Annotated in this window: 17 protein-coding genes and 1 riboswitch; of the genes, 12 read left to right on the forward strand and 5 right to left on the reverse strand. The window is 69.7% G+C overall.

The window, feature by feature from the left end; translation table 11 throughout:
• Positions 1-10 precede the first annotated feature (10 nt).
• From AOZ49_RS09955 to AOZ49_RS09965, 3 genes are read right to left on the reverse strand one after another with little or no spacing between them, the layout of a single operon-like run.
• Complete coding sequence (locus AOZ49_RS09955) at positions 11-3070, reverse strand: efflux RND transporter permease subunit (protein ID WP_054430607.1); 3060 nt, start codon at positions 3068-3070, stop codon at positions 11-13.
• A complete protein-coding gene (locus tag AOZ49_RS09960; RefSeq protein ID WP_054475034.1) occupies positions 3067-6144 on the reverse strand; it encodes a multidrug efflux RND transporter permease subunit in 3078 nt (1025 codons plus the stop codon). Before AOZ49_RS09960 ends, AOZ49_RS09955 begins: the two co-directional genes overlap by 4 nt.
• Entirely contained in the window at positions 6141-7310 is a 1170-nt protein-coding gene (locus tag AOZ49_RS09965; protein ID WP_054475036.1) for an efflux RND transporter periplasmic adaptor subunit, read from the reverse strand. The genes AOZ49_RS09960 and AOZ49_RS09965 overlap by 4 nt, the downstream gene beginning before the upstream one ends.
• Before the next feature lie 169 nt (positions 7311-7479).
• Positions 7480-7550: riboswitch (Fluoride riboswitch) on the forward strand.
• A gap of 115 nt (positions 7551-7665) precedes the next feature.
• On the opposite strand from AOZ49_RS09965, the gene AOZ49_RS09970 reads away from it, so the two are divergent.
• On the forward strand, positions 7666-8979 hold the full coding sequence (locus AOZ49_RS09970) for a voltage-gated chloride channel family protein (RefSeq protein ID WP_054475038.1): 1314 nt from the start codon (positions 7666-7668) through the stop codon (positions 8977-8979).
• Positions 8980-8996: 17 nt separating this feature from the next.
• Complete coding sequence (locus AOZ49_RS09975; RefSeq protein ID WP_054430603.1) at positions 8997-9365, forward strand: DUF190 domain-containing protein; 369 nt, start codon at positions 8997-8999, stop codon at positions 9363-9365.
• 21 nt (positions 9366-9386) lie between these two features.
• Here the strand turns inward: AOZ49_RS09975 and AOZ49_RS09980 are convergent, their stop codons facing one another.
• On the reverse strand, positions 9387-10325 hold the full coding sequence (locus AOZ49_RS09980) for a LysR family transcriptional regulator (protein WP_054430602.1): 939 nt from the start codon (positions 10323-10325) through the stop codon (positions 9387-9389).
• A gap of 127 nt (positions 10326-10452) precedes the next feature.
• Between AOZ49_RS09980 and AOZ49_RS09985 the strand changes: the two genes are divergently transcribed.
• Both AOZ49_RS09985 and AOZ49_RS09990 read left to right on the forward strand, forming a co-directional pair.
• On the forward strand, positions 10453-11607 hold the full coding sequence (locus AOZ49_RS09985; protein WP_054475154.1) for an FAD-dependent oxidoreductase: 1155 nt from the start codon (positions 10453-10455) through the stop codon (positions 11605-11607).
• 70 nt (positions 11608-11677) lie between these two features.
• Positions 11678-12493: a hypothetical protein gene (locus tag AOZ49_RS09990; protein WP_054475040.1), complete on the forward strand. Its 816-nt coding sequence runs from the start codon at positions 11678-11680 to the stop codon at positions 12491-12493.
• A 19-nt stretch (positions 12494-12512) separates the two neighbouring features.
• On the opposite strand, the gene AOZ49_RS09995 is transcribed toward AOZ49_RS09990, so the two are convergent.
• Positions 12513-13763 carry an NnrS family protein gene (locus tag AOZ49_RS09995; protein ID WP_054475042.1) on the reverse strand — a complete coding sequence of 417 codons (1251 nt, stop codon included), beginning with the start codon at positions 13761-13763 and terminating at the stop codon, positions 12513-12515.
• A gap of 247 nt (positions 13764-14010) precedes the next feature.
• On the opposite strand from AOZ49_RS09995, the gene AOZ49_RS10000 reads away from it, so the two are divergent.
• From AOZ49_RS10000 to moaA, 8 genes are all read left to right on the forward strand, one after another.
• The gene (locus AOZ49_RS10000) at positions 14011-15318 is read left to right on the forward strand and encodes an MFS transporter (protein ID WP_054475043.1); all 1308 of its coding nucleotides are present in this window, start codon (positions 14011-14013) and stop codon (positions 15316-15318) included.
• Positions 15319-15564: 246 nt separating this feature from the next.
• On the forward strand, positions 15565-16950 hold the full coding sequence (locus tag AOZ49_RS10005) for a NarK family nitrate/nitrite MFS transporter (RefSeq protein WP_054475045.1): 1386 nt from the start codon (positions 15565-15567) through the stop codon (positions 16948-16950).
• A 149-nt stretch (positions 16951-17099) separates the two neighbouring features.
• Positions 17100-20855 (forward strand): nitrate reductase subunit alpha, encoded by a 3756-nt coding sequence (locus tag AOZ49_RS10010; RefSeq protein ID WP_054430598.1) that lies wholly within the window; start codon positions 17100-17102, stop codon positions 20853-20855.
• Positions 20852-22414 (forward strand): nitrate reductase subunit beta, encoded by a 1563-nt coding sequence (gene narH / locus AOZ49_RS10015; RefSeq protein ID WP_054475047.1) that lies wholly within the window; start codon positions 20852-20854, stop codon positions 22412-22414. The genes AOZ49_RS10010 and narH overlap by 4 nt, the downstream gene beginning before the upstream one ends.
• A gap of 14 nt (positions 22415-22428) precedes the next feature.
• Entirely contained in the window at positions 22429-23076 is a 648-nt protein-coding gene (narJ, locus tag AOZ49_RS10020) for a nitrate reductase molybdenum cofactor assembly chaperone (RefSeq protein WP_054430596.1), read from the forward strand.
• 17 nt (positions 23077-23093) lie between these two features.
• Positions 23094-23777 carry a respiratory nitrate reductase subunit gamma gene (gene narI / locus AOZ49_RS10025; RefSeq protein WP_054475050.1) on the forward strand — a complete coding sequence of 228 codons (684 nt, stop codon included), beginning with the start codon at positions 23094-23096 and terminating at the stop codon, positions 23775-23777.
• 15 nt (positions 23778-23792) lie between these two features.
• A complete protein-coding gene (locus AOZ49_RS10030) occupies positions 23793-24551 on the forward strand; it encodes a peptidylprolyl isomerase (protein ID WP_054475052.1) in 759 nt (252 codons plus the stop codon).
• Complete coding sequence (gene moaA, locus AOZ49_RS10035) at positions 24548-25594, forward strand: GTP 3',8-cyclase MoaA (protein ID WP_231690292.1); 1047 nt, start codon at positions 24548-24550, stop codon at positions 25592-25594. The genes AOZ49_RS10030 and moaA overlap by 4 nt, the downstream gene beginning before the upstream one ends.
• Positions 25595-25597 lie beyond the last annotated feature (3 nt).

Below are 25597 nucleotides of genomic sequence, written 5' to 3' on the forward strand. Positions count from 1 at the left end.
GACGGGCGGGTCAGGCGCGCCGCCCGGCCACCTTCAGCCGCAGCCGCTCCAGCGCCAGGTACACGATCGGCGTGGTGTACAGCGTCAGGAACTGGCTGATCATCAGCCCGCCGACGATGGTCACGCCCAGCGGCCGGCGCAGTTCCGAGCCTTCGCCCATGCCCAGCACCAGCGGCAGCGCGCCCAGCAGGCCGGCCAGGTTGGTCATGACGATGGGGCGCAGGCGCAGCATGGCGGCGCGGTGGATGGCCTGTTCCGGCGTCAGGCCCTCGCGCCGTTCCAGGCCGAGCGCGAAGTCGATCATCAGGATGGCGTTCTTCATCACCACCCCCACCAGCAGGAACAGGCCGAGCAGCGCGATCAGGCTGAATTCGATATTGGCCAGCCGCAGCGCCAGCAGCGCGCCGACGCCGGCCGAGGGCAGGGTCGACAGGATGGTCAGCGGATGCAGCGGGCTTTCGTACAGGATGCCCAGCACCAGGTAGATCGCCACCAGCACGCCCAGGATCAGCCAGGGCTGGTCCTGCAGGCTCTGCTGGAAGCTGCGGGCGTCGCCGCCCAGCCGCGTCTGGATGTGGGCCGGCACCATCAGCCGCGCCATGGCGGCGTCGATGGCGGCCAGGCCCTGCTGCAGCGAGACGCCCTCGGCCAGCGAGAAGCCGACGCCGACGGCGGCGAACAGGCCGTCGTGGAACACGCGGTCGTTGACCAGGCCGTGCTCGTAGGTGGCGAAGGCCGACAGCGGCACGCGGCTGCCGTCGGCCGCCACCACCTGGACGCGCTCGAGCACCTCGGGGTCCTCGGTGTAGCGCGGATCCAGCTCCAGCACCACGCGGTACTGGTTCATGGGGTCGTACAGCGTCGCCACCTGGCGCTGGCTGAAGGAATTGCTGAGCACGCTGGCGATGGTGCGCATGTCCACGCCCAGGCGCTGGGCGGCGGCGCGGTCGATGTTGATGACCACCTGCTGGGTGGCGGCGTCGCCCACCGCGTCGACGTCGCGCAGCTCGGGAATGTCGCGCATCGCGCGCGAGATCTTGCGCGACCATTGCCGCAGCGCCGGCACGTCGCTGGCCATGATGGCCAGCTCGTGGTCGCCGGAATTGCCGAAGCCGCCCGGCATGCGCAGGTCCTGGTCGACGTTCAGGAAGAACATGCCGCCCGGCACCGGCGGCGCGTTGGCGCGCAGCCAGTCGATCACCTGGGCCGAGGATTCGCGCCGCTCGGCCACGGGCTTCAGGCGGATCAGGAACAGCGAATTGCTGATGCCCAGGCTGCCGCCGTTGTAGCCGATCACGTCCTGCACCGCCGGATGCTTGAGCACCAGCTGGCGGTAGACGTCGATCTTGGGCTGCATCACCTGGAACGAGAAGCCGTCGTCGCCGCGCACGAAGCCCATCAGCTGGCCGGTGTCCTGCTGCGGCAGGAAACCCTTGGGCGCCTGCGCGTACAGGTAGGCGTTCAGCGCCACCACCGCGGCCAGCAGCAGCAGGGTCAGGCGGGCGTGGCCCAGCACCCGCGCCAGCGACGCGCCGTACCACTGGTGGGCGCGGGCGAATGCGGCGCGCAGCCGCGAGGGCCGCGGGTTGGCCTCGGCGGGCGGGCGCAGCCAGCGCGCGCACAGGCTGGGAATGATGGCGACCGACACCACCAGCGAGATCAGGATGGCCGCCACCAGCGTGATCGAGAACTCGCGGAACAGCCGTTCCACCAGCCCGCCCATGAACAGGATCGACACGAACACCACCGACAGCGCCAGCGTCATCGCCACCAGCGTGAAGCCGACCTCGCGCACGCCGCGCAGGGCCGCCTGGCGCGGACCCAGGCCGCGCTCGAGGTGGCGCGAGATGTTCTCCAGCACCACGATGGCGTCGTCCACCACCAGGCCCGCGGCCACGATCAGCGCCATCAGCGACAGGTTGTTGAGCGAGAAGCCCCACAGGTACATGACGGCGAAGGTGGCGATCAGGCACACGGGGATCGCCACGCTGGGAATGGCGGCGGCTCGGGCGCTGCCCAGGAACAGCCATACCACCAGGATCACCAGCCCGACCGCCAGCCCCAGCGTCACGTGGGCCTCGCGCAGCGTGGCGTGGATGCCGGGCGAGCGGTCCAGCACCACGGTCAGGTCGACGTCGGCGGGCATCAGCGCGCGCAGGCCGGGCAGGGCCTGGTTGATGGCGGCGATGGTCTCGATGATGTTGGCGCCCGGCTGGCGGCTGATGGTCAGCACCACCGCCGGGTCGTGGTTGTGAAAGCCGCTGCTGTAGCGGTTCTCGACCGAGTCGCTGACGCGCGCGATCTGCGCCAGCCGGATGGTGGCGCCGTCCTGGTGGCGCACGATCAGGCCGTTGTAGTCGTCGGCCGTGCGCGGCTGGCCGGGCGTGCCGACCTCCCAGCGCTGGTCGGCCGAGTCCAGCTGGCCCTGCGGTCCCATGGGGGCGGCGTTGGCGATGGACTGGCGCAGGTCGTCGAGCGCCACGCCATAGTGCGCCAGCGCGTTGGGGTTGACCTGCACCCGCACCGCCGGCAGCGAGCTGCCGCCCAGCGTCACTTCGCCGACGCCGACGATCTGCGAGAGTTTCTGCGCCAGCACCGTGGCGCCCAGGTCGTAGAGCCGGCCGGCGGGCCGCGTCGGCGAGCTGAGCGCCAGCGCCATGATGGGCGCCTGCGACGGGTTGACCTTGCGGTAGGTGGGGTTGCCGGGCATGCCGGACGGCAGCTCGGCGCGGGCGGCGTTGATGGCGGCCTGCACGTCGCGCGCGGCCGCGTTGATGTCGCGGTCCAGCGCGAACTGCAGCAGCACGCGGGTGGCGCCCTGGTTGCTGGAGGAGCTCATGGCGCTGACGCCGGCGATGCCGCCCAGCGCGCGTTCCAGCGGCGCGGCCACGGTGCTGGCCATGCTCTCGGGGCTGGCGCCGGGCAGATTGGCCCGCACTTCGATGGTGGGAAAGTCCACCTGCGGCAGGGGCGCCACCGGCAGCAGGCGCCAGGCCACCGCGCCCAGCAGCGTCAGAGCCAGCGCCAGGAAGATGCAGGCGACGGGCCGGTGCAGCAGCGCGCGGATCATGGCGCCGGCCGGTCCGCGGCGGCGGGCGCGGCCTTGCGGCGGCCCGCGCCCAGCTGGTGGAAGAACAGGTAGACGGCGGGCGTGGTGAACAGCGTCAGCACCTGGCTGACCAGCAGGCCGCCCACCATCACCCAGCCCAGCGGCTGGCGCAGCTCGGCGCCGGAGCCGGTGGCCAGCATCAGCGGCAGGGCGCCGAACAGCGCCGCCAGCGTGGTCATCAGGATCGGCCGCAGCCGCAGCAGCGCCGCTTCGCGGATCGCCTCGCGCGGCGCCAGGCCGCGGCTGCGTTCGGCTTCGAGCGCGAAGTCGACCATCATGATGCCGTTCTTCTTGACCAGCCCGATCAGCAGGATGATGCCGATGACGGCGATCAGGTCCAGCGGCCGGCCGGTCAGCAGCAGCGCCAGCAGCGCGCCCACCGTGGCCGACGGCAGGGTCGAGAGGATGGTGACCGGATGGATCGCGCTTTCATACAGCATGCCCAGCACCAGGTACATGGTGACCACGGCCGCCAGCATCAGCCACAGGGTGTTGGACAGCGAGGCCTGGAAGGCGGACGCCGCGCCCTGCAGGCGCAGCTCGACGCTCGGCGGCATGGCGATGTCCTGGCGCGCCGCCTCGATGGCGGCGATGGCCGCGCCCAGCGAGCCGTCCGGCGGCAGGTTGAACGAGAAATTGACGGCGGGGAACTGCGACAGGTGGTTGACCGCCAGCGGCACGGCGCGCTCGCTGACCGTGGCCAGCGCCGCCAGCGGAATCGGCTGGCCGTCCGCGGTTTTCAGGTGGATGCGCTCCAGCGCCTCGGGGCTGGCGGCCAGGCGCCGGTCCACCTCCAGGACCACGCGGTACTGGTTGGACTGCGTGAACAGGGTGGCGACCTGGCGCTGGCCGAAGGCGCTGTAGAGCGCCTGGGTCACGTCGTCCATGGTCAGGCCCAGCCGCGCGGCGGCGTCGCGCGAGACCTCCAGGTAGGCCTGGCGGCCGCCGTCCTGCAGGTCCGACGAGACGTCGGCCAGTTGCGGCGCGGCGGCCAGGCGCTGGGTCAGGGCGTGGCTCCAGCGCGCCAGCAGCGCGCTGTCGGGCGAGGTCAGGGTGAACTGGTACTGGCCGCGGCTGACGCGATCCTCGATGTTCAGCTCCTGCACCGGTTGCAGGAACAGCGAGATGCCCTGCACCTGGCGGGCGCGGGCGTCCAGGCGCGCCATGATGTCGGCCAGCGGCGCGCCGCGCTCGCTCCAGGGCTTGAGGTTGACCAGCAGGCGGCCGGTGTTGAGGGTGGCGTTCATGCCGTCGATGCCGATGAAGGACGACAGGCTGGCGACGTCGGGATCTTCCAGCAGGCGTTGCGCCAGCGCCTGCTGGCGCCGCGACATGGCCTCGAACGAGGTGCTTTGCGCCGACTGGGTCACGCCTTGCAGCACGCCGCCGTCCTGCACCGGGAAGAAGCCCTTGGGCACCGCCAGGTACAGCAGGCCGGTCAGCACGACGGTGGCCAGCATCGCCAGCAGCGTCAGGCGCTGGTGGCGCAGGGTGATGTCGAGCCAGCCGGCGTAGCGCGCCTGCAGGCGGTCGAGCAGGCCGGGCGGGCGCTCGGCGTGCGGCGGCAGCAGGCGCGCGCACATCATGGGCGTCAGCGTCAGCGACACCGCCAGCGAGATCAGGATGGCCACCGCCAGCGTGATGGCGAATTCGCGGAACAGCCGGCCGACCACGTCTTCCATGAACAGCAGCGGGATCAGCACGGCGATCAGCGACAGCGTCAGCGACACCAGCGTGAAGCCGATCTGCCCGGCGCCCTTGAGCGCGGCCGCCATCGGACTGTGGCCTTGTTCGCGGTAGCGGGCGATGTTCTCCAGCATGACGATGGCGTCGTCGACCACGAAGCCGGCGCCGATGGTCAGCGCCATCAGCGTCAGGTTGTTGGTGGAGAAGCCCGCCAGATGCATCACGCCGAACGTGCCGATCAGGGACAGCGGCACCGCCAGGCTGGGGATCAGCGTGGCCGGCAGGTTGCGCAGGAACAGGAAGGTCACCAGCACCACCAGCCCGACGGCGAAGGCCAGCTCCCATTGCACGCCGCGCACGGAGGCGCGGATGCTTTCGGTGCGGTCGGTCAGCACCCGCACCTGCACCGCCGCCGGCAGGCTGGCGGTCAGCTGCGGCAGCAGCGCCTTGACCTGGTCGGCCACCGCGATGACGTTGGCGCCGGGCTGGCGCTGGATGTTCACCAGCACCGCCGGCTGGCGGTCGACCCAGGCGGCCAGGTAACGGTCCTCGGCGCCGTCCTCCACCGTGGCGACGTCGCCCAGGCGCACCGGCGCGCCATTGCGCCAGGCCACGATCAGGTCGCGGTATTCCTGCGCGCTTTGCAGCTGGTCGTTGGCGTCCATGATGACCGAGCGCACCGGGCCGTCGAAGCTGCCCTTGGGCTGGTTGGAGTTGGCCTTGGCGATGGCCTCGCGCAGGTCGGTCAGTTGCAGCCCGCGCGCGGCCAGCGCCATCGGGTTGGCCTGCACCCGCACCGCGGGCCGCTGGCCGCCGGCCAGGCTCACCATGCCCACGCCCGACAGTTGCGCCAGGCGTTGCGTCATGCGGGTGTCGACCAGGTCGTAGACCTGCGGCAGCGGCAGCGAATCCGAGGTCACGGCCAGCGTCAGGATCGGCACGTCGGCCGGGTTGACCTTGCGGTACACCGGCGGCGTCGGCAGGTCGGACGGCAGCAGCGAGCCGCTGGCGCTGATGGCGGCCTGCACCTCCTGTTCGGCCACGCCCAGCGAGACGTCGAGCGAGAACTGCAGCGTGATCACCGAGATGCCGCTGCCGCTGGAGGACGACATCTGCTTGAGCCCCGGGATCTGGCCGAAGCGGCGCTCCAGCGGCGCGGTCACGGCGCGCGCGGTGACGTCGGGGCTGGCGCCCGGATAGGGCGTGGTGACCTGGATGATGGGGTAGTCGACCTGCGGCAGCGCCGCCACCGGCAGCATGCGCCAGGCGAGGATGCCCGACAGCAGCAGCGCCAGCATCAGGAGCGAGGTGGCGACCGGCCGCAGGATGAAGGGACGTGACAGGCTCATTGGGTTTCCACGATCAGCACGTCGCGGCCGTCATGCAGGCGGTCCACGCCTTCGACCACCACGCGCTCGGCCGCGGCCAGGCCCGAGCGGACTTCGACCCGGCCGGCGTTGGCGCGGCCCAGCGTCAGGTCGCGCCGGGTGGCGCGCTGGTCGTCATCGATGACGAAGACGAAGGCGCCGTCGGCGCCGTACTGCACCGCCGCCGTGGGAATCGACAGCACGTCTTCCTGCCGCGCCAGCGCCAGCCGGATATTGACGAACTGGTTCGGGAACAGCGCCTCGTCGGCATTCTCGAACAGGGCGCGCAGCTTGACCGTGCCGCTGGCGGCGTGGATCTGGTTGTCCAGCGCCTGCAGCGTGCCGAGCGCGATCAGGCGGCGTTCGTCGGCGTCCCAGGCCTGCACCTGCAGGGCGGCGTCGCCGGCCTGCGCCTGGGCCTGGCGCAGCAGGTCCAGATGGGTCTCCGAAATCGAGAACAGCGCCGAGATCGGGCGCGTCTGCACCAGGGTGGCCAGGCCATTGGCGTCGGCGGCGCGCACGTGGTTGCCGGCGTCCACGCGCCGAAAGCCGATGCGGCCGTCGTGCGGCGCCTGGATGCGGGTCTGCGCCAGCAGGCGGCGGGCGTCGGCGACGCCGGCCGCCAGGCGCTGGCGCTGCGCGGCGTAGCTGCGCGCCTGGGCCTCGGCGGTGTCCAGCTGCTGGCCCGCCACCGCTTCCTGGCGCGCCAGCTGCCGGTAGCGGCGCAGGTCGATCTCGGCATTGCCGAGCAGCGCCTCGACGCGCGCCAGTTCGCCTTCGGCCGCCGCCAGCGCCGCCTGGTAGGGGCGCGGGTCGATCTCGGCCAGCAGTTGGCCGCGGCTCACCGCCTGGCCTTCGGTGTAGTGCAGGCGTTGCAACTGGCCGTCGACCTGGCTGCGCAGCACCACCTGCGCCAGCGGCGTGACCGTGCCCAGCGCGTGCAGGTCGCGCGGCAGCGGGCCGCTGCGCGCGGCGGCGATGCCGACGGGAACCGGTTGCTGGCCGTAATTGGGAATGGCGGCGGGCGCGGGGCCTTGCAGGGCGTAGCGCCACAGCGCCCACGCGGCCAGCGCGGCCACGGCCAGGAGAGCGGCCAGCACCAGGCGCTGGCGCGAGGAGGCGGCGCCCACGGAAGGGGGCAGGGACATCTTGGTACTGCCGGGGACGGAAAGTTGGGGACAGGACGGATTCTATCTGAATAATAATTATTAGCGTTTTGGAATCAGTTTTCTGTCAGGTTGCGGCGCGGCCGGCCTGCCGCGCGGCGGGCGCATCGCGACGCGCTTGCCTCGCCGTTGGCGGGCTGCTAGCATTCGTCCGTTCGTCGGAGATGGCATTCCTCCACCAACCGCCGCGCGCCTTGCGCGGCTGATGATGCCTACAGATCCCTGGCACCGCCGGGGCTGTAGGCATTTTTTGCGTCCGCGGTTTTCTTGCCCGCGCCCGACGCATCCCGCAGCCTGGTGGATTCAGGGGAGTTTTTATCCTCGGACCCGGAACACCATGTCTCGCCCCTCCCGCCTGGAACAGTTGGAACTGCTGCCGTACATCGGCAAATGGCTCGTCATCGCCTTCATCGTCGCCTGCCTGGCGGGCGCCGCCTCGGCGCTTTTCCTGCACGCCCTGGATTGGGCGACCGCCACCCGCCTGGCGCATCCGGCGCTCATCTGGCTGCTGCCCGTCGCGGGCTTTTTCGTCGGCTGGTGCTATCTGCGCCTGGGGCGTCCGGTGGAAGCGGGCAACAACCTCATCATCGACGAGATCCACGATCCCAAGAAAGTCATTCCCCTGCGCATGGTGCCCATGGTGCTGGGGGGCACGGTGATCTCGCACCTGTTCGGCGCGTCCGTGGGCCGCGAAGGCACGGCGGTGCAGATGGGCGGGGCGCTGGCCGACCAACTGACGCATCTTCTGCGGCTGCGCCCGGAGGATCGGCGGATCGTGCTGATGGCGGGCATCGCGGCGGGCTTTTCCTCGGTGTTCGGCACGCCCCTGGCGGGGGCCATCTTCGGGCTGGAGGTGCTGGCGATCGGCCGCATGCGCTATGACGCGCTTTTTCCCTGCGTGGTCGCGGCGATCGCGGCGGACCAGGTGGGCCAGGCCCTGGGCATCCACCACACCCATTATGCGGTGTCGCAGGTCGCGCCGCTGGGCCTGGTGAGCGTGCTGAGCGTGGTGGTGGCGGGCATCCTGTTCGGCCTGATCGGCATGGTCTTCGCCAACAGCGCGCACGCCATCGGCGCTTTCATGAAGCGGCATATCGCCTACGCGCCGCTGCGGCCCCTGGCGGGCGGAGCGGTGATCGCGGCGGCGGTGTGGGCCACCGACGGCTATCGCTACATCGGCCTGGGCATCCCCTCGATCGTGCAGGCGTTCCAGCAGCCGGCGGCGCCGTGGGACTTCGCCGGCAAGCTGCTGTTCACCGTGGCCTCGCTGGGCAGCGGCTTCAAGGGCGGCGAGGTGACGCCGCTGTTCTACATCGGCGCCACGCTCGGCAACGCGCTGGCGCCGCTGCTGCAATTGCCGTTCTCGATGCTGGCCGGGCTGGGCTTTGTCGCCGTGTTCGCCGGCGCCGCCAACACGCCCATCGCCACCATCGTCATGGCGATCGAGCTGTTCGGGCCGGACATCGCGCCGTTCGCCGCCATCGCCTGCATCGCGGCCTATTTGTTCTCGGGACACAGCGGCATCTACCGCGCGCAGCGCGTGGGACACGCCAAGCACCGCGCGCTGCCCGGGGAACTGCGGCTGTCGGAACTGGGCGCGTACCGCAAGCGGCTGCGCCAGCAGTCCGTGGCGCGCACCCCTGAACAATGACCCGAGGACCTGACCCGATGACGACCGACCTGACCGCGCTGCGCCTGTACTTTCCCATTTCGGCCCGGGCCCGGGCCACGCGCTTCTGGCACCGGCTGAGCGCGCCCGCGCTGGCCCACCACCTGATCAACGCCGCGCGCCGCGCCGGCATCCAGCAGGCGGTGCTGCACCCCATCCAGTCCGGCTACCTGGCGGGCGAACGCCTGAGCCATCATCACCCGGAGGTCACCCACATGAAACACCCGCAATGCATCGAGCTGATCGACCGCGAAGCGGTGCTGCGGACCTTCCTGCATGACCATGCGGCCGAACTGCACAAGGTCCGGGCGGTGCTGCTCAAGTGCGAGATCCCGCTGATCCCCGGCGCCGAGCCGGCCATGGGCTGAACCCGGGCGGGTCAGGGACCCCTATGCTTGCGGCGCAGGCGCGGCGGCCGGGCCCAGGCCGACCTCGGCCAGGCGTTGCTGGATCAGATCCAGCAGCGCCCGGGCCCGCGCGCTGACCGACTGGCGGTGACTGTAGACGCCCAGCAATTGCAGCGGCGCGGGTTGCAGGTCCAACGGCACTTCGCGCAGGCGGCCGGTGGCCAGGTCTTCCTGGCATGAGGCGGCCGCCAGGATCGCGAAGCCGATGCCCTGGCGCGCGCCCACCAGCGCCAGTTCGCCGCTGTTGACGCGGTAGCGGCTGCGCACCGGCACCTTGACGATGTCACCGGCCGCGTCCACGAATTGCCACGGCATGCCCTTGAGCGCGCTCAGGGTGGTGATGCAGGGCAGCGCCTTGAGCTGGCGCGCCTGGCGCGGGGCGCCGACGCGGGCCAGCAGCGCCGGCGCGGCGACGACGATGCTGGGCAGGATGGCCAGTTCACGGGTGATGAGGCTGCTGTCGTCCTGGCGGCCGCGATGGAACACGATCGACAGATCGACATCCTCGCGCAGGGCGTCGATGCCGTCGAGGCGGGTGTCGCAGGCCAGGTCGATGCCGGGATGACGGTCGCAGAATTCCGCCAGGATCGGCGCCAGCAGCCGTGGCGCTTCGCCGGGCATGCACAGGCGCAGCGGCCCGCGCAGCGCCTGGCGGACGGCGCCCAGTTCCTCTTCCGTGGCGGCCAGGCTATCCAGCAGCGGCTTGGCCCGCTGGTACAGCAGTTGGCCGGCTTCGGTCATGCGCAGGTGGCGGGTGCTGCGTTCCAGCAGCCTCACGCCCAGCCGCCGCTCCAGTCCCGCGACATGGCGGCTGACGTTCGATGAGGGCATGGCCAGACGCCGCGCCGCGCCCGCGAAACTCTGTTCATCCACGACCGCCGCATAGACGCGAACGCTGTTCAGATCCAGGGCCTGGCCCATGATTATCCCGTTTGAGATATGAAAGGAACCCATTTTTCCATACTAGTTCTCGCATCCGGCGGAATCTACGATGCGGATCCTGTGTGCGGCGTCGGGCCGGCACGCGGAATTTGAACAGGAATTCAGCATGGACATCGGAATACTGGGCGGCGGGATTGCCGGCCTGAGCGTGGCGCTCGCGCTGCATCGGTCGGGGCATCGGCCGCGGGTCTACGAACGCGGCGCCGCGCCGGCCGCCATGGGGGCCGGCGTGACGCTATGGCCCAATGCGGGGTTCGTGCTCGACCGGCTCGGCCTGCTGCCGGACATCGCGGCGCTGGGGGGAAAGCCGGTGGCGATGCGCCGTTACGACCCCGCGGGCAATGCCCTGGGGGGACTCGACATCACCGCGCTGGATCGCCTGATGGGTTACCCGACCCATACGATCCTGCGCCGCGACCTGCTGGCCGCGCTGCTGGCGCACACGGCGCGTGCCGGCATCACGGTCGAGTATGACCACTGCGCCGTGGCGATCGAGCCGGGCGATGATGGCCGCGCCACCGCACGGTTCGGCAATGGCGCCGCCATCCGGCCGGACCTGCTCATCGGCGCGGATGGCCGGATGGACTCGGTGGCGCGTCGGTTCGTCACGGGTGACAACACGCCGGTGTACCAAGGGTTCGTGAACTGGATCGGTGTCGCGTCGGCGCCGGGCCTGGCCGATGACATCGCCATCCAGGACTATTGGGGCGTCGGCGAGCGTTTCGGCTGCGTCGCGGTGCGGCCGGATCTGGTCTATTGGGCGGGGGCCCAGGTCCGGCCGCTGTCCGCCGCCGGGCAGGGGGCGGATCCGCGCGCGGAGGTCGCCGGCCTTTTCGCCGATTGGGCCGCGCCGGTCGCGCGCATCATCCAGGCGACGCCCGCCGACGCCGTGCGCCTGATCGCCGTGCATGACCTGGACACGCCGGCGGTCTGGCACCGGGACAATGTGCTGCTGGTGGGCGATGCCGCGCATGCGCCATTGCCGACCTCGGGCCAGGGCGCCTGCCAGGCGCTGGAGGATGCCTGGCATCTGGGCCAATGCCTGGCGGCCGGGCCACGCGACCTGGAGGCGGCGCTGGGCGCCTTCACCGCGATCCGCCAACCCAAGACCGCCGGCTTGACCGAGCTGGCCCGCGTCCATGCGCGCGGCCTGTTCGAGCGCGATCCGGAGATCTGCCGCCTGCGCGACCAGCAGGCCAGGGCGGCCGACCCGGCGGCGGCGCTACGGGGTTTGGCCAGCGCCTGGGGCGAAGGGCTGTGAACGGGGATAATACGGTTTTCCAGCCAGTTTCCGCCCCGGCGCACGCCGGGCCGCTCATAGGGTTTCATCCATGCAAGAAAATACCTCCGCCGCCGCGCTGATCGACGCGCTGCGCACCGACCGCGCCGCGTTGCAGCTGTGGCAAACCGTGGCGCGCGAGTACCAGGGCAAGCATGCCGAGGTGCTGGCGCCGCTGGAGGTCACCGAGATCGAGCTCAAGGCCGGGCTGGTGTTCTGCTTCGACCATGCCGCCAAGCAGAAGGAGCTGACCAAGGCGGAACGCCAACTGGTGTCCGAGATCGCCGCGCAATTGGGGCAGGAGACGCTGTTCTCGATCCTGCTGGATAGCACGCCGGCCGAATGCGACGTCGAGCGCCTGAAGGCGGTCTACCGCAAGCACAGCGATTCCGACATCGACGCCGAAGTGGCCGAGGAACGCGAGGCCGAGGCGGCCGAGATGGCCGAGATGGCCGCCTCCGAGCAGGCCCAGGCAGACGCGCCCGCCACCGCGGCGACGTTCGGGCCCGACGCGCTGGCGCAGGCCGAGGCCTTGCTGGCGCTGGGGCCGGATGGCCTGGACGGCGTGCCCCAGGACACGCTCGCGCAGGCCATTCCCGTGCTGCGGGAACAACTGGCCGCGCTGAACCGCGAGCTGGCCGCGTTCGAGCGCGACTTCAAGGCCGAATACCGCTTCGATCCGGAGCAGCCGATCGACCCGGCCGACCTGATGGAAGACCTGGAGGCGGAAATCGCCGATGTGCAGGACTACATCGGCGAGCTGGAGTTCGAGCTGTCGCAGTTCGTCGACATGCAGCAGCTCAAGGCCTGGCTCAAGGCCATGAAGAAGCAACTGGAAGCGAGCCGCCGGCGCGAAGCGCGCGGCTGAGGCCGGGGCCGCCCGGATCTCAGGGCGCCCGGCGCGGCCCGGCGGGCACGATCTTCATCAGCGGCGCGGCCGGCTTGGCCGCGGCGTCCGCGCGCGGCCGGATCATCCACGGGAAGAAGCGCCACAGATACAGGCCGAACCCCAGCGCCCAGGCGCAGGCCGAGGCGTGCAGCAACCCCGCCGTGGCGCCGGTTGGCAGCAGGGCGGCCAGGCGCAGCAGCGCCGCCAGGATCACCAGGGCGTAGCTCAGCACCATGCTGCGGTCGGCGCGCAGCGGCCGGCCCAGGTGGCCCATCGCCGTGCGCGTGGCCATGCCGATGATCAGCACCGAGAAACCGGCCACGCCGATGACGTGCGCCGGCCAGGCTGGCCGCGCCACGTAGCCGGCCAGTTGCGCCGCGCCCGCCAGCAGGCCGATGCCCAGGCCCAGATAACCCACGTACAGGATCCACAGCAGCGGCACGCGGCGCGCGGCCCAGGGCTTCCAGGCCAGCCACTGCGCCAGCGCCAGGACGCCGGTGACCGCGAGCAGCAGCGCGGCGGCGCGCGGCGCGCCGGCCAGCAGGCAGGCAATCGCCAGCACGCCGGCGCCCAGCTGCCAATGGCCGCTGCGGGTGTGGGGCGGAATCTCCAGGCCCTGCACGGCGCGCTTGGCGAAGAACGGCAGCACGCGGCGCGCGATCAGCAGCGTCAGCACCGCCATGGCGAGCAGGCCGGTGTTGAAGTAGCGCATCAGCGCCACGTAATCGCCGGCCAGGGCGGCGCGCAGGTACAGCGCATGCGCCGCGGCCAGTGCCAGCAGCAGCAGGGGCACGCCGTAGTTGCGGCGGTTGCGCGTGATCCAGACGGCGCGCGCCAGCGCGGCGGCGGCCCACAGGAAGAACAGCAGGTCGGCCGCGGCCGCGAGGGTGAACGCCGTCATGCCGGGCGCCAGGTAGGCGCCGCGCGCCACCAGCCAGACCGCGCACAGCGCCGCCAGCGGCGCGCCGCGCAGCGGATTGCGGCCGGTCCAGTTGGCGCCCGCCGTCAGCAGGAAGCCGACCGCGATGGTGGCCACGAAGCCCCACAGCATCTCGTGCGCGTGCCAGGGCATGGCGGTCAGCACGCCGGCCAGCCGGGCCGGCGCGAACACCCACAGCAGCACGGACGCCAGCGCCCAGGAACAGCCGGCCAGATACAACGGGCGGAAGCCCATTTCGGTGAAGGCGCGCCAGTTCGGCCGCGCGGCGCCGTCGGCGGCGGGTTCTTCCAGGGTGAGCAGGGTGGACATTGGGGGCCTTTGCACGGGGCGGCCGGCGTACCGACCTTTAATGTGTATTTGAAATACATATTAACGCCGTCCGGCGGATGTCGCCCACCGCGCGCGCTTGATCGCGCGCAAACGCGGCGGCTTTTCCGGGGTGACTAGTCACATCGGCAGGGGGGATTTGGTCGGCCGGCGAATGGTGGCGGGGGGGGGCGAGGATGCCTAGGCTTGGGGCTGTCGTATTCCGTGTGCAAAAAAAGCGAGAACCACCATGGCATCAACCCACCCCTCGGCCAGCGCGCCCATGCGGGTCCTGGTATCCAGCACCTTCGCCTTCACCATCTGTTTCGCGGTATGGATGATCTTCGCGGTGCTGGGCATTCCCATCAAGACACAGCTCGGCCTGTCCGAGACCGAATTCGGCCTGCTGGCCGCCATGCCGGTGCTGACCGGCTCCCTGGTGCGGGTGCCGCTGGGCATCTGGACCGACCGCTATGGCGGCCGCCCGGTGTTCTTCGTGCTGATGCTGCTGGCGGTGGTGCCGATCTGGCTGCTGTCCTACGCCACCGAGTATTGGCAGTTCCTGGTGCTGGCGCTGTTCGTGGGCCTGACCGGCGGTTCGTTCTCGGTCGGCACGCCCTATGTGGCGCGCTGGTTTCCACGCAACAAGCAGGGCCTGGCCATGGGCGTGTTCGGCGCCGGCAATTCGGGCTCGGCCATCACCAAGTTCGTGGCGCCGGCGCTGATCGCCGCCGCCGGCGGCGCCTGGGTGATCGTGCCGCAGGTCTACGCGGTGGCCCTGCTGGTGACGGCGATCCTGTTCTGGCTGTTCTCGGCCTCGGATCCGTCGCACCGGGTGGTCGGCGGCGCCTCGCTGCGCGAGCAGATGGCGATGCTGAAGGACCCGCGCGTGTGGCGCTATTGCCAGTACTACTCGGTGGTGTTCGGCGGCTACGTGGCGCTGGCGCTCTGGATGACCAAGTACTACATCGGCGAATACGGCTTCGACATGAAGCTGGCGGCGCTGCTGGCCGCGTGCTTCTCGCTGCCGGGCGGCGTGCTGCGCGCCGTGGGCGGCTGGATCTCGGACCGCTACGGCGCCTACAAGACCACCTGGTGGGTGATGTGGGTGTGCTGGGTGGCGTTCTTCATCCTCAGCTATCCGCAGACGCACTTCACCGTGCTGACCACCGGCGGCCCGCGCCAGTTCGACATCGCCCTGGGCCCGACCAGCTTCACCATCCTGCTGTTCATTGTCGGCATCGCCATGGCCATCGGCAAGGCTTCGGTCTTCAAGTTCATCTCGGATGAGTTCGGCCAGAACATCGGCGCGGTCTCGGGCATCGTCGGCCTGGCCGGCGGCCTGGGCGGCTTCATCCTGCCGATCCTGTTCGGCGTGCTGCTGGACCTGACCGGCGTGCGTTCCAGCGCCTTCATGTTGCTGTACGGCACGGTCTGCGTCTCGCTCATCTTCATGCATTTCAGTTTCCGGCCCGAAAGCGCCGCCACCGCGCGGCGGCAAGCCGCTCAGGGCCTGTTCACACTGAAAGGAGCCTCGCATGAGCACCCAAATGAGTGACTATCAAGGCGCGAAGCGCAGACGTGGCAGGCCCCCGACGAGCATTCGCAACGACGAGAGGCGCTCATTTGGGTACTCACCCTTCGGGCAGGCCGGTAATCGGCCGCCAGGCGTCGTTGCGCTCACCTTGCGTGGCACAGCCACGCGGCGGCGACCGCGCCTAGCCTGGCGGCCGATTACCGGCCTGTGCGAGGCTCCTTTCAGTGTGAACAGGCCCTAACCCCCCGACCTCACCGGAGAAAACCTATGTCTTCCCATGTCCTGGCGCGCTGGGAGCCGGAAAACCCCGGCTTCTGGAAACAGACCGGCGCCCGCATCGCCAACCGCAATCTGTGGATTTCCATTCCCGCGCTGATGCTGGCGTTCAGCATCTGGATGCTGTGGAGCGTGGTGGTGGTCAATCTCGACCGCGCCGGCTTCATGCTGTCCAAGAACCAGCTGTTCTGGCTGACCGCGCTGCCGGCGCTGTCGGGCGCCACGCTGCGCATCTTCTATTCGTTCCTGGTGCCGGTGTTCGGCGGCCGCAAGTGGACCGCGATCTCGACCGCCTCGCTGCTGATCCCGGCGCTGGGCATGGGCTTCGCGCTGCGCGACCCGACCACCTCGTTCCCGACGCTGCTGATCCTGGCGCTGCTGTGCGGCCTGGGCGGCGGCAACTTCAGCTCCAGCATGGCCAACATCAGCTTCTTCTTTCCCAAGGACAAGAAGGGCCTGGCCACCGGCCTGAACGCCGGCATCGGCAACCTGGGCGTGTCGCTGGTGCAGTTCGTGGTGCCGGTGGTGATCTCGATGGGCGTGTTCGGCGCCCTCGGTGGCGAGCCGCAGACCGTCACGGCGGGTGACGTGCAGCGCAGCCTGTGGCTGCAGAATGCCGGCTTCATCTGGGTCATCCCCATCGCGCTGGCCTCGCTGGCCGCGTGGTTCGGCATGAACGACATCGCCGACGCGCGCGCCTCGTTCGCCGACCAGGCGGTGATCTTCAAGCGCAAGCACAACTGGCTGATGTGCTGGCTGTACGTGGGCACCTTCGGCTCGTTCATCGGTTTCTCGGCCGGCTTCGCCATGCTGACCAAGACGCTGTTCCCGCAGGTCGACCCGACCACCTACGCCTTCCTGGGCCCGCTGGTCGGCTCGCTGACGCGGCCGGTGGGCGGCTGGGTCTCGGACAAGCTGGGCGGGGCGCGCGTCACGCTGTTCACCTTCATCGGCATGATTGCCGCGGTGCTGGGCGTGGTGATGTTCCTGCCGCTGAACGGGCAGGGCGGCGACTTCAACGGCTTCCTGGCCATGTTCATCGTGCTGTTCGCGCTGACCGGCGTGGGCAACGGCTCGACCTTCCGCATGATCCCGGTGATCTTCCTGCGCGAGCGCACCCAGGCCGCGCAAGGCAAGGGCGAGGCCGCGCAGAAGCAGGCGCTGACCGACGCGGCGCGCGAATCGGCCGCGGTGCTGGGCTTTTCCGGCGCGATCGGCGCCTATGGCGGCTTTTTCATCCCGCGCAGCTTCGGCACCTCGCTGGAGCTGACCGGCAGCGCCCAGGCGGCCCTGTATTGCTTCATCGGCTTCTACGCCACCTGCGTGCTGATCACCTGGTGGTTCTACGCGCGCCGCAACGCGCCCGTGCCCTGCTGAGGGCGGGGTTGGCCGGGGTGACTAGTCACTCTGCCGCGCCCGCCCTGTGCCACCGGCGAATGGTCGGCCGGGCGGGCGACGCCTAAAGTGGTTCTGACAGCACAGATTGCAGTACGCGCCGGCCGGGCCGGCGCTCTTGGAGAAACGCAATGAGTCATTTTCTGGACCGGTTGAAGTTCATGTCGCGGGTGAAATCCACCTACGCGGACGGTCACGGCGAAGTGGTCAACGAGGACCGCAAGTGGGAAAACGCCTATCGCGCCCGCTGGCAGCACGACAAGGTGGTGCGCTCGACCCATGGGGTCAACTGCACCGGCTCGTGCTCGTGGAAGGTCTACGTCAAGAACGGCCTGATCACCTGGGAGACCCAGCAGACCGACTACCCGCGCACGCGGCCCGACCTGCCCAACCACGAGCCGCGCGGCTGTCCCCGTGGCGCGTCCTACAGCTGGTACGTCTATTCGGCGCAGCGCGTGAAATACCCGATGATGCGCGGCCGCCTGATGGAAATGTGGCGCGAGGCGCGCAAGACCATGGACCCGATCGCGGCCTGGGAATGGATCAGCCAGGACCCGGCCCGCGCCAAGCGCTACAAGTCGGTGCGCGGCCTGGGCGGCTTCGTGCGCACGGACTGGGACACGGCGATGGAAATGATCGCCGCGGCCAACGCCCTGACGATCAAGAAGTTCGGCCCCGACCGCGTCATCGGCTTTTCGCCGATTCCCGCCATGTCGATGGTCAGCTATGCCGCCGGCGCCCGCTACCTGAGCCTGCTGGGCGGCGCCTGCCTGAGCTTCTATGACTGGTATTGCGACCTGCCGCCGGCCAGTCCGCAGATCTGGGGCGAGCAGACCGACGTGCCGGAATCGGCCGACTGGTACAACTCGACCTACCTGATGGTGTGGGGCTCGAACGTGCCGCAGACCCGCACGCCCGACGCCCACTTCTACACCGAGGTCCGCTACAAGGGCACCAAGACGGTGGCGGTGTCCAGCGACTTCGGCGAAATGGTCAAGTTCGGCGACATCTGGCTGGCGCCCAAGCAGGGCACCGACGCCGCGCTGGCGATGGCCATGGGCCACGTCATCCTCAAGGAATTCCACCTGTCGGGCGCCTCGGCCTATTTCCGCGACTACGTGCGCCGCTACACCGACATGCCGATGCTGGTGCTGCTCAAGGAGCGCGACGGCTTCCATGCGCCCGATCACTTCCTGCGCGCCTCGCAGCTGGACGGCGCGCTGGGCGAGCAGAACAACCCCGACTGGAAGACGCTGGTGTTCGACGAAACCAGCGGCGACCTGGTGGCGCCCAACGGCAGCATCGGCTTTCGCTGGGGCGAGGGCGCGGTCAACGGCGGCGAGAAGGTCGGCCGCTGGAACCTGGAAGCGCGCGACGGCGGCAGCGGCCGCGCCATCGAGCCGCGCCTGAGCCTGGCGGACGGCGCCGACGCCGTGGTCGGCGTGGGTTTCCCGTACTTCGGCGCCGAGCACGACGAACTGCTGGTGCGCAATGTGCCGGTGCGCCGCATCCGCCTGGCCGATGGCAGCGAGGCCCTGGCGGCCACGGTGTACGACCTGCAGATGGCCAACTACGGCCTGGATCGCGGCCTGGGCGGCGGCAACGTGGCCACGTCCTATGACGACGACGTGCCCTACACCCCGGCCTGGCAGGAAAAGCACACCGGCGTGCCGCGCGCGCAGGTGATCCAGGTGGCGCGCGAGTTCGCCCAGAACGCCCACGATACCGAGGGCAAGTCGATGGTCATCGTCGGCGCCGGCCTGAACCACTGGTACCACATGGACATGATCTACCGCGGCATCATCAACATGCTGATGATGTGCGGCTGCGTCGGCAAGAGCGGCGGCGGCTGGGCCCACTATGTGGGCCAGGAAAAGCTGCGCCCGCAGTTCGGCTGGGCGCCGCTGGCGTTCGCGTCCGACTGGGTGCGCCCGCCGCGCCAGATGAACGGCACCTCGTTCTTCTACGCCCATACCAGCCAGTGGCGCCATGAAAAGCTGAACGTGCAGGAAGTGCTGGGGCCGACCGCCGACCGCGGCCGCTATGGCGACCTCAGCATGATCGACCTGAACGCCCGCGCCGAGCGCATGGGCTGGCTGCCGTCGGCGCCGCAGCTGCGCACCAATCCGCTGGACCTGACCGCGCAGGCCGAAGCCGCCGGCAAGGACCCGGTGGCCCACGCCGTCGAACAACTCAAGTCCGGCGAACTGCGCATGTCCTGCGAAGACCCGGACGATCCCGCCAACTTCCCGCGCAACATGTTCGTGTGGCGCTCCAACATCCTGGGCTCCAGCGGCAAGGGCCACGAGTATTTCCTGAAGTACCTGCTGGGCACGCAGAACGCCGTGTTCGGCGACGAGGCCGACGCCATCAAGCCGGTCGAGGTCACCTACCAGGAAGACGCGGCCGAGGGCAAGCTCGACCTGCTGACGGTGCTGGACTTCCGCATGAGCACCACCTGCCTGTACGGCGACATCGTGCTGCCGACGGCCACCTGGTACGAGAAGGACGACCTCAACACGTCCGACATGCACCCCTTCATCCACCCGCTGAGCGAAGCCGTGCAGCCGCTCTGGGAAAGCAAGACCGACTGGGAGATCTACAAGCTGCTGGCCAAGAAGTTCAGCGAGATCGGCGGCCCCTACCTGGGCAAGCGCCGCGACCTGGTGCTGACGCCGCTGATGCATGACACCCCGGGGGAACTGGGGCAGGCCTTCGAACCCAAGGACTGGAAGCTGGGCGAATGCGACCTGGTGCCGGGCAAGACCGCGCCCAACATGACCGTGGTCGAGCGCGACTACAACGACATCTACCGCAAGTTCACCTCGGTCGGTCCGCTGCTGGACAAGCTGGGCAACGGCGGCAAGGGCATCAACTGGAACACCGAGCATGAAGTGGGCGAGCTGGCCGGCATCAACGAGCGCGTGGCCGAAGCCGGCGTGAGCCAGGGCCGGCCGCGGCTGGACAGCGCCATCGACGCCGCCGAAATGATCCTGACCTTCGCGCCCGAGACCAATGGCCACGTGTCGGTCAAGGCCTGGGAAGCGCTGGGCAAGATCACCGGCCGCGACCACACCCACCTGGCGGTGGGCCGCGAGCACGACAAGATCCGCTTCCGCGACATCCAGGCGCAACCGCGCAAGATCATCTCGGCGCCGACCTGGTCGGGCCTGGAAAGCGAAGAGGTCAGCTACAACGCCGGCTACACCAACGTGCACGAGCTGATCCCGTGGCGCACCCTGACCGGCCGCCAGCAGTTCTACCAGGACCACCGCTGGATGCTGGACTTCGGCGAGGGCTCGTGCGTCTACAAGCCGGCGATCGACACCAAGACCGTGGCGCCGATGCTGGGCCGCTATCCCAATGGCGAGAAGGAACTGGTGCTGAACTGGCTGACGCCGCACCAGAAGTGGGGCATCCACAGCACCTATTCCGACAACCTGCGCATGCTGACCTTGAGCCGCGGCGGTCCCCACGTGTGGATCTCCGAGGCCGAGGCCAAGCAGGCCGGGCTGGTCGACAACGACTGGGTCGAGGTGTTCAACGTCAACGGCACGCTGACCGCGCGGGTGGTGGTGAGCCAGCGCGTGCCGGTCGGCATGTGCCTGATGTACCACGCCCAGGAAAAGATCGTGAACGTGCCGGGCGCGGAGACCAGCGGCAAGCGCGGCGGCATCCACAACTCGGTGACGCGCACCGTGCTCAAGCCGACCCACATGATCGGCGGCTACGCGCAGCAGGCCTACGGCTTCAACTATTACGGCACCGTGGGCGCCAACCGCGACGAATTCGTGGTGCTGCGCAAGATGAAGAAGGTGGACTGGCTGGAAGGCCCGCTGGTCGAGGATCCCGCCGCCCAAACGCAACAGGAAGAGAAGCAATCATGAGGATACGCGCCCAAATCGGCATGGTGCTGAATCTGGACAAGTGCATCGGCTGCCACACTTGCTCGGTCACCTGCAAGAACGTCTGGACCAGCCGCGACGGCGTCGAGTACGCCTGGTTCAACAACGTCGAGACCAAGCCCGGCATCGGCTATCCCAAGGAATGGGAGAACCAGGAGAAGTGGAAGGGCGGCTGGCGCCGCACGGCGGCGGGCAAGCTGGAACCGCGCCAGGGCGGCAAGCTGCGCATCCTGGCCAACCTGTTCGCCAACCCGAACCTGCCGCAGATCGACGACTACTACGAGCCGTTCACCTTCGACTACGAGCACCTGAAGAACGCGCCGCTGTCGCAGACGCCGCCCACCGCGCGCCCGGTGTCGGTGCTGACCGGCAAGAAGATGGACAAGATCGTCTGGGGCCCGAACTGGGAGGACGACCTGGGCGGCGAATTCGCCGCGCGCAGCCGCGACGCCTTGTTCGAGGGCGTGCAGAAGGAGATGTACTCGACCTTCGAGAACACCTTCATGATGTACCTGCCGCGCCTGTGCGAACACTGCCTGAACCCGGCCTGTGTCGCCAGCTGCCCGTCGGGCTCGATCTACAAGCGCGAGGACGACGGCATCGTGCTGGTCGACCAGGACAAGTGCCGCGGCTGGCGCATGTGCATCTCGGGCTGCCCGTACAAGAAGATCTATTACAACTGGCACAGCGGCAAGGCCGAGAAGTGCACCTTCTGCTATCCGCGCATCGAGGCCGGCCAGCCGACCGTGTGCTCGGAGACCTGCGTCGGCCGCATCCGCTACCTGGGCGTGATGCTGTACGACGCCGACCAGATCGAGCGCGCCGCCGCCGTCGGCAACGAGCAGGACCTGTACGAGTCGCAGCTGGACCTGTTCCTGGACCCGCATTCGCCCGAGGTGATCGCCGCCGCGCGCGAGCAGGGCATCCCGGAATCCTGGCTGGAAGCCGCGCGCCAGTCGCCGGTCTACAAGATGGCGGTGCAATGGCGCGTCGCCTTCCCGCTGCATCCGGAATACCGCACGCTGCCGATGGTCTGGTACATCCCGCCGCTGTCGCCGATCCAGACCGCGGCCGAGGCCGGCAAGATGCCGCAGCGCACGCTCGGCGCCAGCGCCATGATCCCGGACGTGGCCAGCCTGCGCATCCCGGTGCGCTATCTGGCCAACCTGCTGACGGCGGGCAAGGAAGCCCCCGTGTTGCAGGCGCTCGAACGGATGCTGGCGATGCGCGCCTACAAGCGCGCCGAGACCGTGCACGGCGAGCGCGATACGGCCTTGCTGGATCAGGTCGGCCTGTCGGAAGCGACCGTGCAGGACATGTACCGCATCATGGCGATTGCCGACTACGAGGACCGCTTCGTGGTGCCCAGCAGCCACAAGGAGATCGTCGAGGACAGCTTCAACGAGAAGGGCAGCTGCGGCTTCACCTTCGGCAACGGCTGCTCGGGCGGCGTCTCGGAAGGCACGCTGTTCGGCCGCAAGCCGCAGGGCAGCGAGATCTTCATCGACATGCCGAAGTCGCGCAAGAAGGCCGCGGCCTGAGACGGGAGAACACCATGAGCCTTTATCGCCTGCTTTCCGCGCTGCTCTGCTACCCCGAACAGGAACTGCTGGACGCCCTGACCGAGGTCGAGGGCGCGCTGGCCGCCTATCCGGAAGCCGAGGAAACCCTGCAACCGCTGATCGGCCACCTGGCCAGCCAGGACCTGATCGCGCTGCAGGAGACCTACGTCGCCACCTTCGACCGCAACCGCGCCCATTCGCTGCACCTGTTCGAGCACGTGCACGGCGAAAGCCGCGACCGTGGCCAGGCCATGGTCGACCTGCTGGAGACCTACCGCCAGCACGGCTTCGAACCGGTGGTGTCGGAACTGCCGGACCACGTGCCGCTGTTCCTGGAGTTCCTGGGCGTGATCGACCCGGCCGTGGCGCAGGACCTGCTGGACGACGCCATCCACGTGCTGGCCGCCATCGGCGCGCGCCTGGCGCGCAACGAGAGCCCGTACGCCAGCGTCTTCGTCGTGCTGCGCGGCCTGTCGCGGGTCACGCCGCGCGAGCAGACCGCGCCGCCGGTGCGCGACATGGACGAAGCCATGGAGACCTTCGGCACCGGCGCCGACGGCGTCGAACCGCTGCTGCGCCCGTTCTCGGGCGACGGCGCGCAGGCCGTGCGCTTCTATCCCCGGGCGCCGGTCACCCGCTAATTTCCAGGACACGCATCATGAATTCCCTGAACCAGTTCTTCTTCGGCATCTATCCCTACATCGCCCTGACGGTGTTCCTGCTGGGCAGCCTGGCGCGCTTCGAGCGCGAGCAGTACACCTGGAAGACCGACAGCTCGCAATTGCTGCATCGCGGCCAGCTGCGGCTGGGCAACATCCTGTTCCACGTCGGCATCCTGGGGCTGTTCTTCGGCCACCTGGCGGGCCTGTTGACCCCGGTGGTGGTGTGGGACACGCTGGGCGTGTCGCACACGCTCAAGCAGACGGTGGCCATGGTGGCCGGCGGCGTCATGGGCGGGCTGTGCCTGATCGGCCTCCTGATCCTGATCCACCGCCGCCTGAGCGACCCGCGCATCCGCAAGGCCACCCGGCCCGGCGACAAGCTGTTGCTGGCGTGGATTCTGGTGACGCTGCTGCTGGGCCTGTCGACCATCGCGCTGTCGGCCGGCCACATGGACGGTGAGATGATGGTGCGCCTGATGAACTGGGCGCAGCACATCGTCACCTTCCGCAGTGGCGCCGCCGACTTCGTGGCCGAGGTGCCGCCGCTGTTCAAGGCGCACCTGTTCATGGGCCTGACGCTGTTCGTGATCTTCCCGTTCACGCGCCTGGTGCACGTCTGGAGCGGCTTCGCCTCGGTCGGCTACCTGGGCCGCGCCTGGCAACTGGTGCGTCCGCGCTGATCCGAGGAGGCCGACATGCCTGTGACGATCAATGGCGTCGAACTGACCGACGCCGACATGGAGCAAGAACTGCCGCTGCACGCGGACGCGCCCAACCCGATGCGCGCCGCCACCACGGCGCTGGTGCTGCGCCGGGTGCTGCTGGATGAGGCCGCGCGGCAGGGGTTGGACCTCGCCTCGGAAGACGACGCCATCGGCGTCCTGCTGGAACGCCACGCGCCGGCGCCCGAGGCCGACGAGGCGGCCTGCCGGCGCTATTACCAGGCCAATCCGCAGCGCTTCATCGTGGGCGAGCTGATCGAGGCCGATCACATCCTGTTCCAGGTCACCCCCGGGGTGAATCTGGACATGCTGCGGGCCCACGCCGGCGCGGTGCTGGCCGACCTGCTGGCCGATCCGTCCGGTTTCGCCGAGGTCGCGCGGCGGCAGTCGAACTGCCCGTCCGCGACGGTGGGCGGCAACCTGGGGCAGCTGGGGCGCGGCGACACCGTGCCGGAATTCGAGAAGGCCGTGTTCGCCTTGCCGGCCGGCGGCCTGCTTCCGCAGGTGCTGGAAACCCGTCACGGGCTGCACATCGTGCGGGTGACGCGGCGCATCGAAGGACGCCTGCTGCCGTTCGAGCAGGTGCACGAATCGATCGCCTCTGCCCTGGCCGCCGCCAGCCGCGACACCGCCTGGCGCCAGTACGCCAGGCTGCTGGTGGATCGCGCCGACGTGCGCGGCATCGACCTGGGCGGCGCCGAGGACGACCGGGTGTTCGGGAGCCCGTCATGACTCCCGCGCCCGCCCTGGCGGTGGCCCCGGCGGCCTCGGTCGCCACCCTGGCGCCGGCCGCGCCGCGGGGGCTGATCGACGGCTTCGGCCGCCGCATCGACTATCTGCGGGTGTCGGTCACCGACCGCTGCGACCTGCGCTGCGGCTATTGCATGCCCAAGGGCTTCAAGGGCTTCGAGGAACCGTCCAACTGGCTGCGCCACGACGAGATGGGGCGACTGGCGGGCCTGTTCGCCGGTCTGGGCGTGCGCCGCGTGCGGCTGACGGGCGGCGAACCGCTGCTGCGCCGCGGCGTGGCCGACCTGGCGGCGGCGATTGCCGCGCTGCCGGGGGTGGACGACCTGTCGCTGTCGACCAACGGCACCCAGCTGGCGCGCCATGCCGCCGCGTTGCGCGCGGCCGGTGTGGACCGTCTCAACATCAGCCTGGACACGCTGGACGCGGCCGAGTTCGGCCGCATCACCGGCCGCGATTGCCTCGACGCGGTGCTGGCCGGCCTGCGCGCCGCGCGCGACGCCGGTTTCGCGCCGATCAAGCTCAACAGCGTGGTGCACGCCGCCACGCCCGAGGCCGACGTGCGCCGGCTGCTGGACTACGCCGTGGCGCAGGGCTTCATTCTGCGCCTGATCGAACCGATGCCGGTGGGCGATTGCGGCCGCCGCTATGCCCATGCCGACCTGGGCGCGCTGGGCGCGCGGCTGGCGGCCGACGCCGGCCTGGTGCCGGCGCTGGCGGGGCAGGGCGCGGGCCCGGCCCGTTACTGGAGCGCCGGCAGCGGCGCGCCGGTGCTGGGCGTCATCACCCCCATGTCGCGCCACTTCTGCGCCGCCTGCAACCGCGTGCGGCTGGGGGTGGACGGCACCCTGTACCTGTGCCTGGGCCAGGAAGACCAGGTGCCGCTGGGCCGGCTGCTGCGCGACGGCGCCAGCGACGCCGAACTGGAACGGGCGATCCGCGCCGGCATCGCCGCCAAGCCGGAGTGCCACGAGTTCACCACCCGGCCCGAGCGCATCGTGCGCTTCATGTCGCAGACCGGAGGCTGAACC

Source organism: Achromobacter sp. 2789STDY5608615, assembly GCF_001298995.1.
GTDB classification, from domain to species: Bacteria; Pseudomonadota; Gammaproteobacteria; order Burkholderiales; family Burkholderiaceae_B; genus Achromobacter; species Achromobacter insuavis.

Bases quoted from the DNA above. Each gene is read 5' to 3' on its own strand.
- AOZ49_RS09955 (WP_054430607.1), bottom strand. From the start codon at position 3,070: ATGATCCGCGCGCTGCTGCACCGGCCCGTCGCCTGCATCTTCCTGGCG.
- AOZ49_RS09960 (WP_054475034.1), bottom strand. From the start codon at position 6,144: ATGAGCCTGTCACGTCCCTTCATCCTGCGGCCGGTCGCCACCTCGCTC.
- AOZ49_RS09965 (WP_054475036.1), bottom strand. From the start codon at position 7,310: ATGTCCCTGCCCCCTTCCGTGGGCGCCGCCTCCTCGCGCCAGCGCCTG.
- AOZ49_RS09970 (WP_054475038.1), top strand. From the start codon at position 7,666: ATGTCTCGCCCCTCCCGCCTGGAACAGTTGGAACTGCTGCCGTACATC.
- AOZ49_RS09975 (WP_054430603.1), top strand. From the start codon at position 8,997: ATGACGACCGACCTGACCGCGCTGCGCCTGTACTTTCCCATTTCGGCC.
- AOZ49_RS09980 (WP_054430602.1), bottom strand. From the start codon at position 10,325: ATGGGCCAGGCCCTGGATCTGAACAGCGTTCGCGTCTATGCGGCGGTC.
- AOZ49_RS09985 (WP_054475154.1), top strand. From the start codon at position 10,453: ATGGACATCGGAATACTGGGCGGCGGGATTGCCGGCCTGAGCGTGGCG.
- AOZ49_RS09990 (WP_054475040.1), top strand. From the start codon at position 11,678: ATGCAAGAAAATACCTCCGCCGCCGCGCTGATCGACGCGCTGCGCACC.
- AOZ49_RS09995 (WP_054475042.1), bottom strand. From the start codon at position 13,763: ATGTCCACCCTGCTCACCCTGGAAGAACCCGCCGCCGACGGCGCCGCG.
- AOZ49_RS10000 (WP_054475043.1), top strand. From the start codon at position 14,011: ATGGCATCAACCCACCCCTCGGCCAGCGCGCCCATGCGGGTCCTGGTA.
- AOZ49_RS10005 (WP_054475045.1), top strand. From the start codon at position 15,565: ATGTCTTCCCATGTCCTGGCGCGCTGGGAGCCGGAAAACCCCGGCTTC.
- AOZ49_RS10010 (WP_054430598.1), top strand. From the start codon at position 17,100: ATGAGTCATTTTCTGGACCGGTTGAAGTTCATGTCGCGGGTGAAATCC.
- narH (WP_054475047.1), top strand. From the start codon at position 20,852: ATGAGGATACGCGCCCAAATCGGCATGGTGCTGAATCTGGACAAGTGC.
- narJ (WP_054430596.1), top strand. From the start codon at position 22,429: ATGAGCCTTTATCGCCTGCTTTCCGCGCTGCTCTGCTACCCCGAACAG.
- narI (WP_054475050.1), top strand. From the start codon at position 23,094: ATGAATTCCCTGAACCAGTTCTTCTTCGGCATCTATCCCTACATCGCC.
- AOZ49_RS10030 (WP_054475052.1), top strand. From the start codon at position 23,793: ATGCCTGTGACGATCAATGGCGTCGAACTGACCGACGCCGACATGGAG.
- moaA (WP_231690292.1), top strand. From the start codon at position 24,548: ATGACTCCCGCGCCCGCCCTGGCGGTGGCCCCGGCGGCCTCGGTCGCC.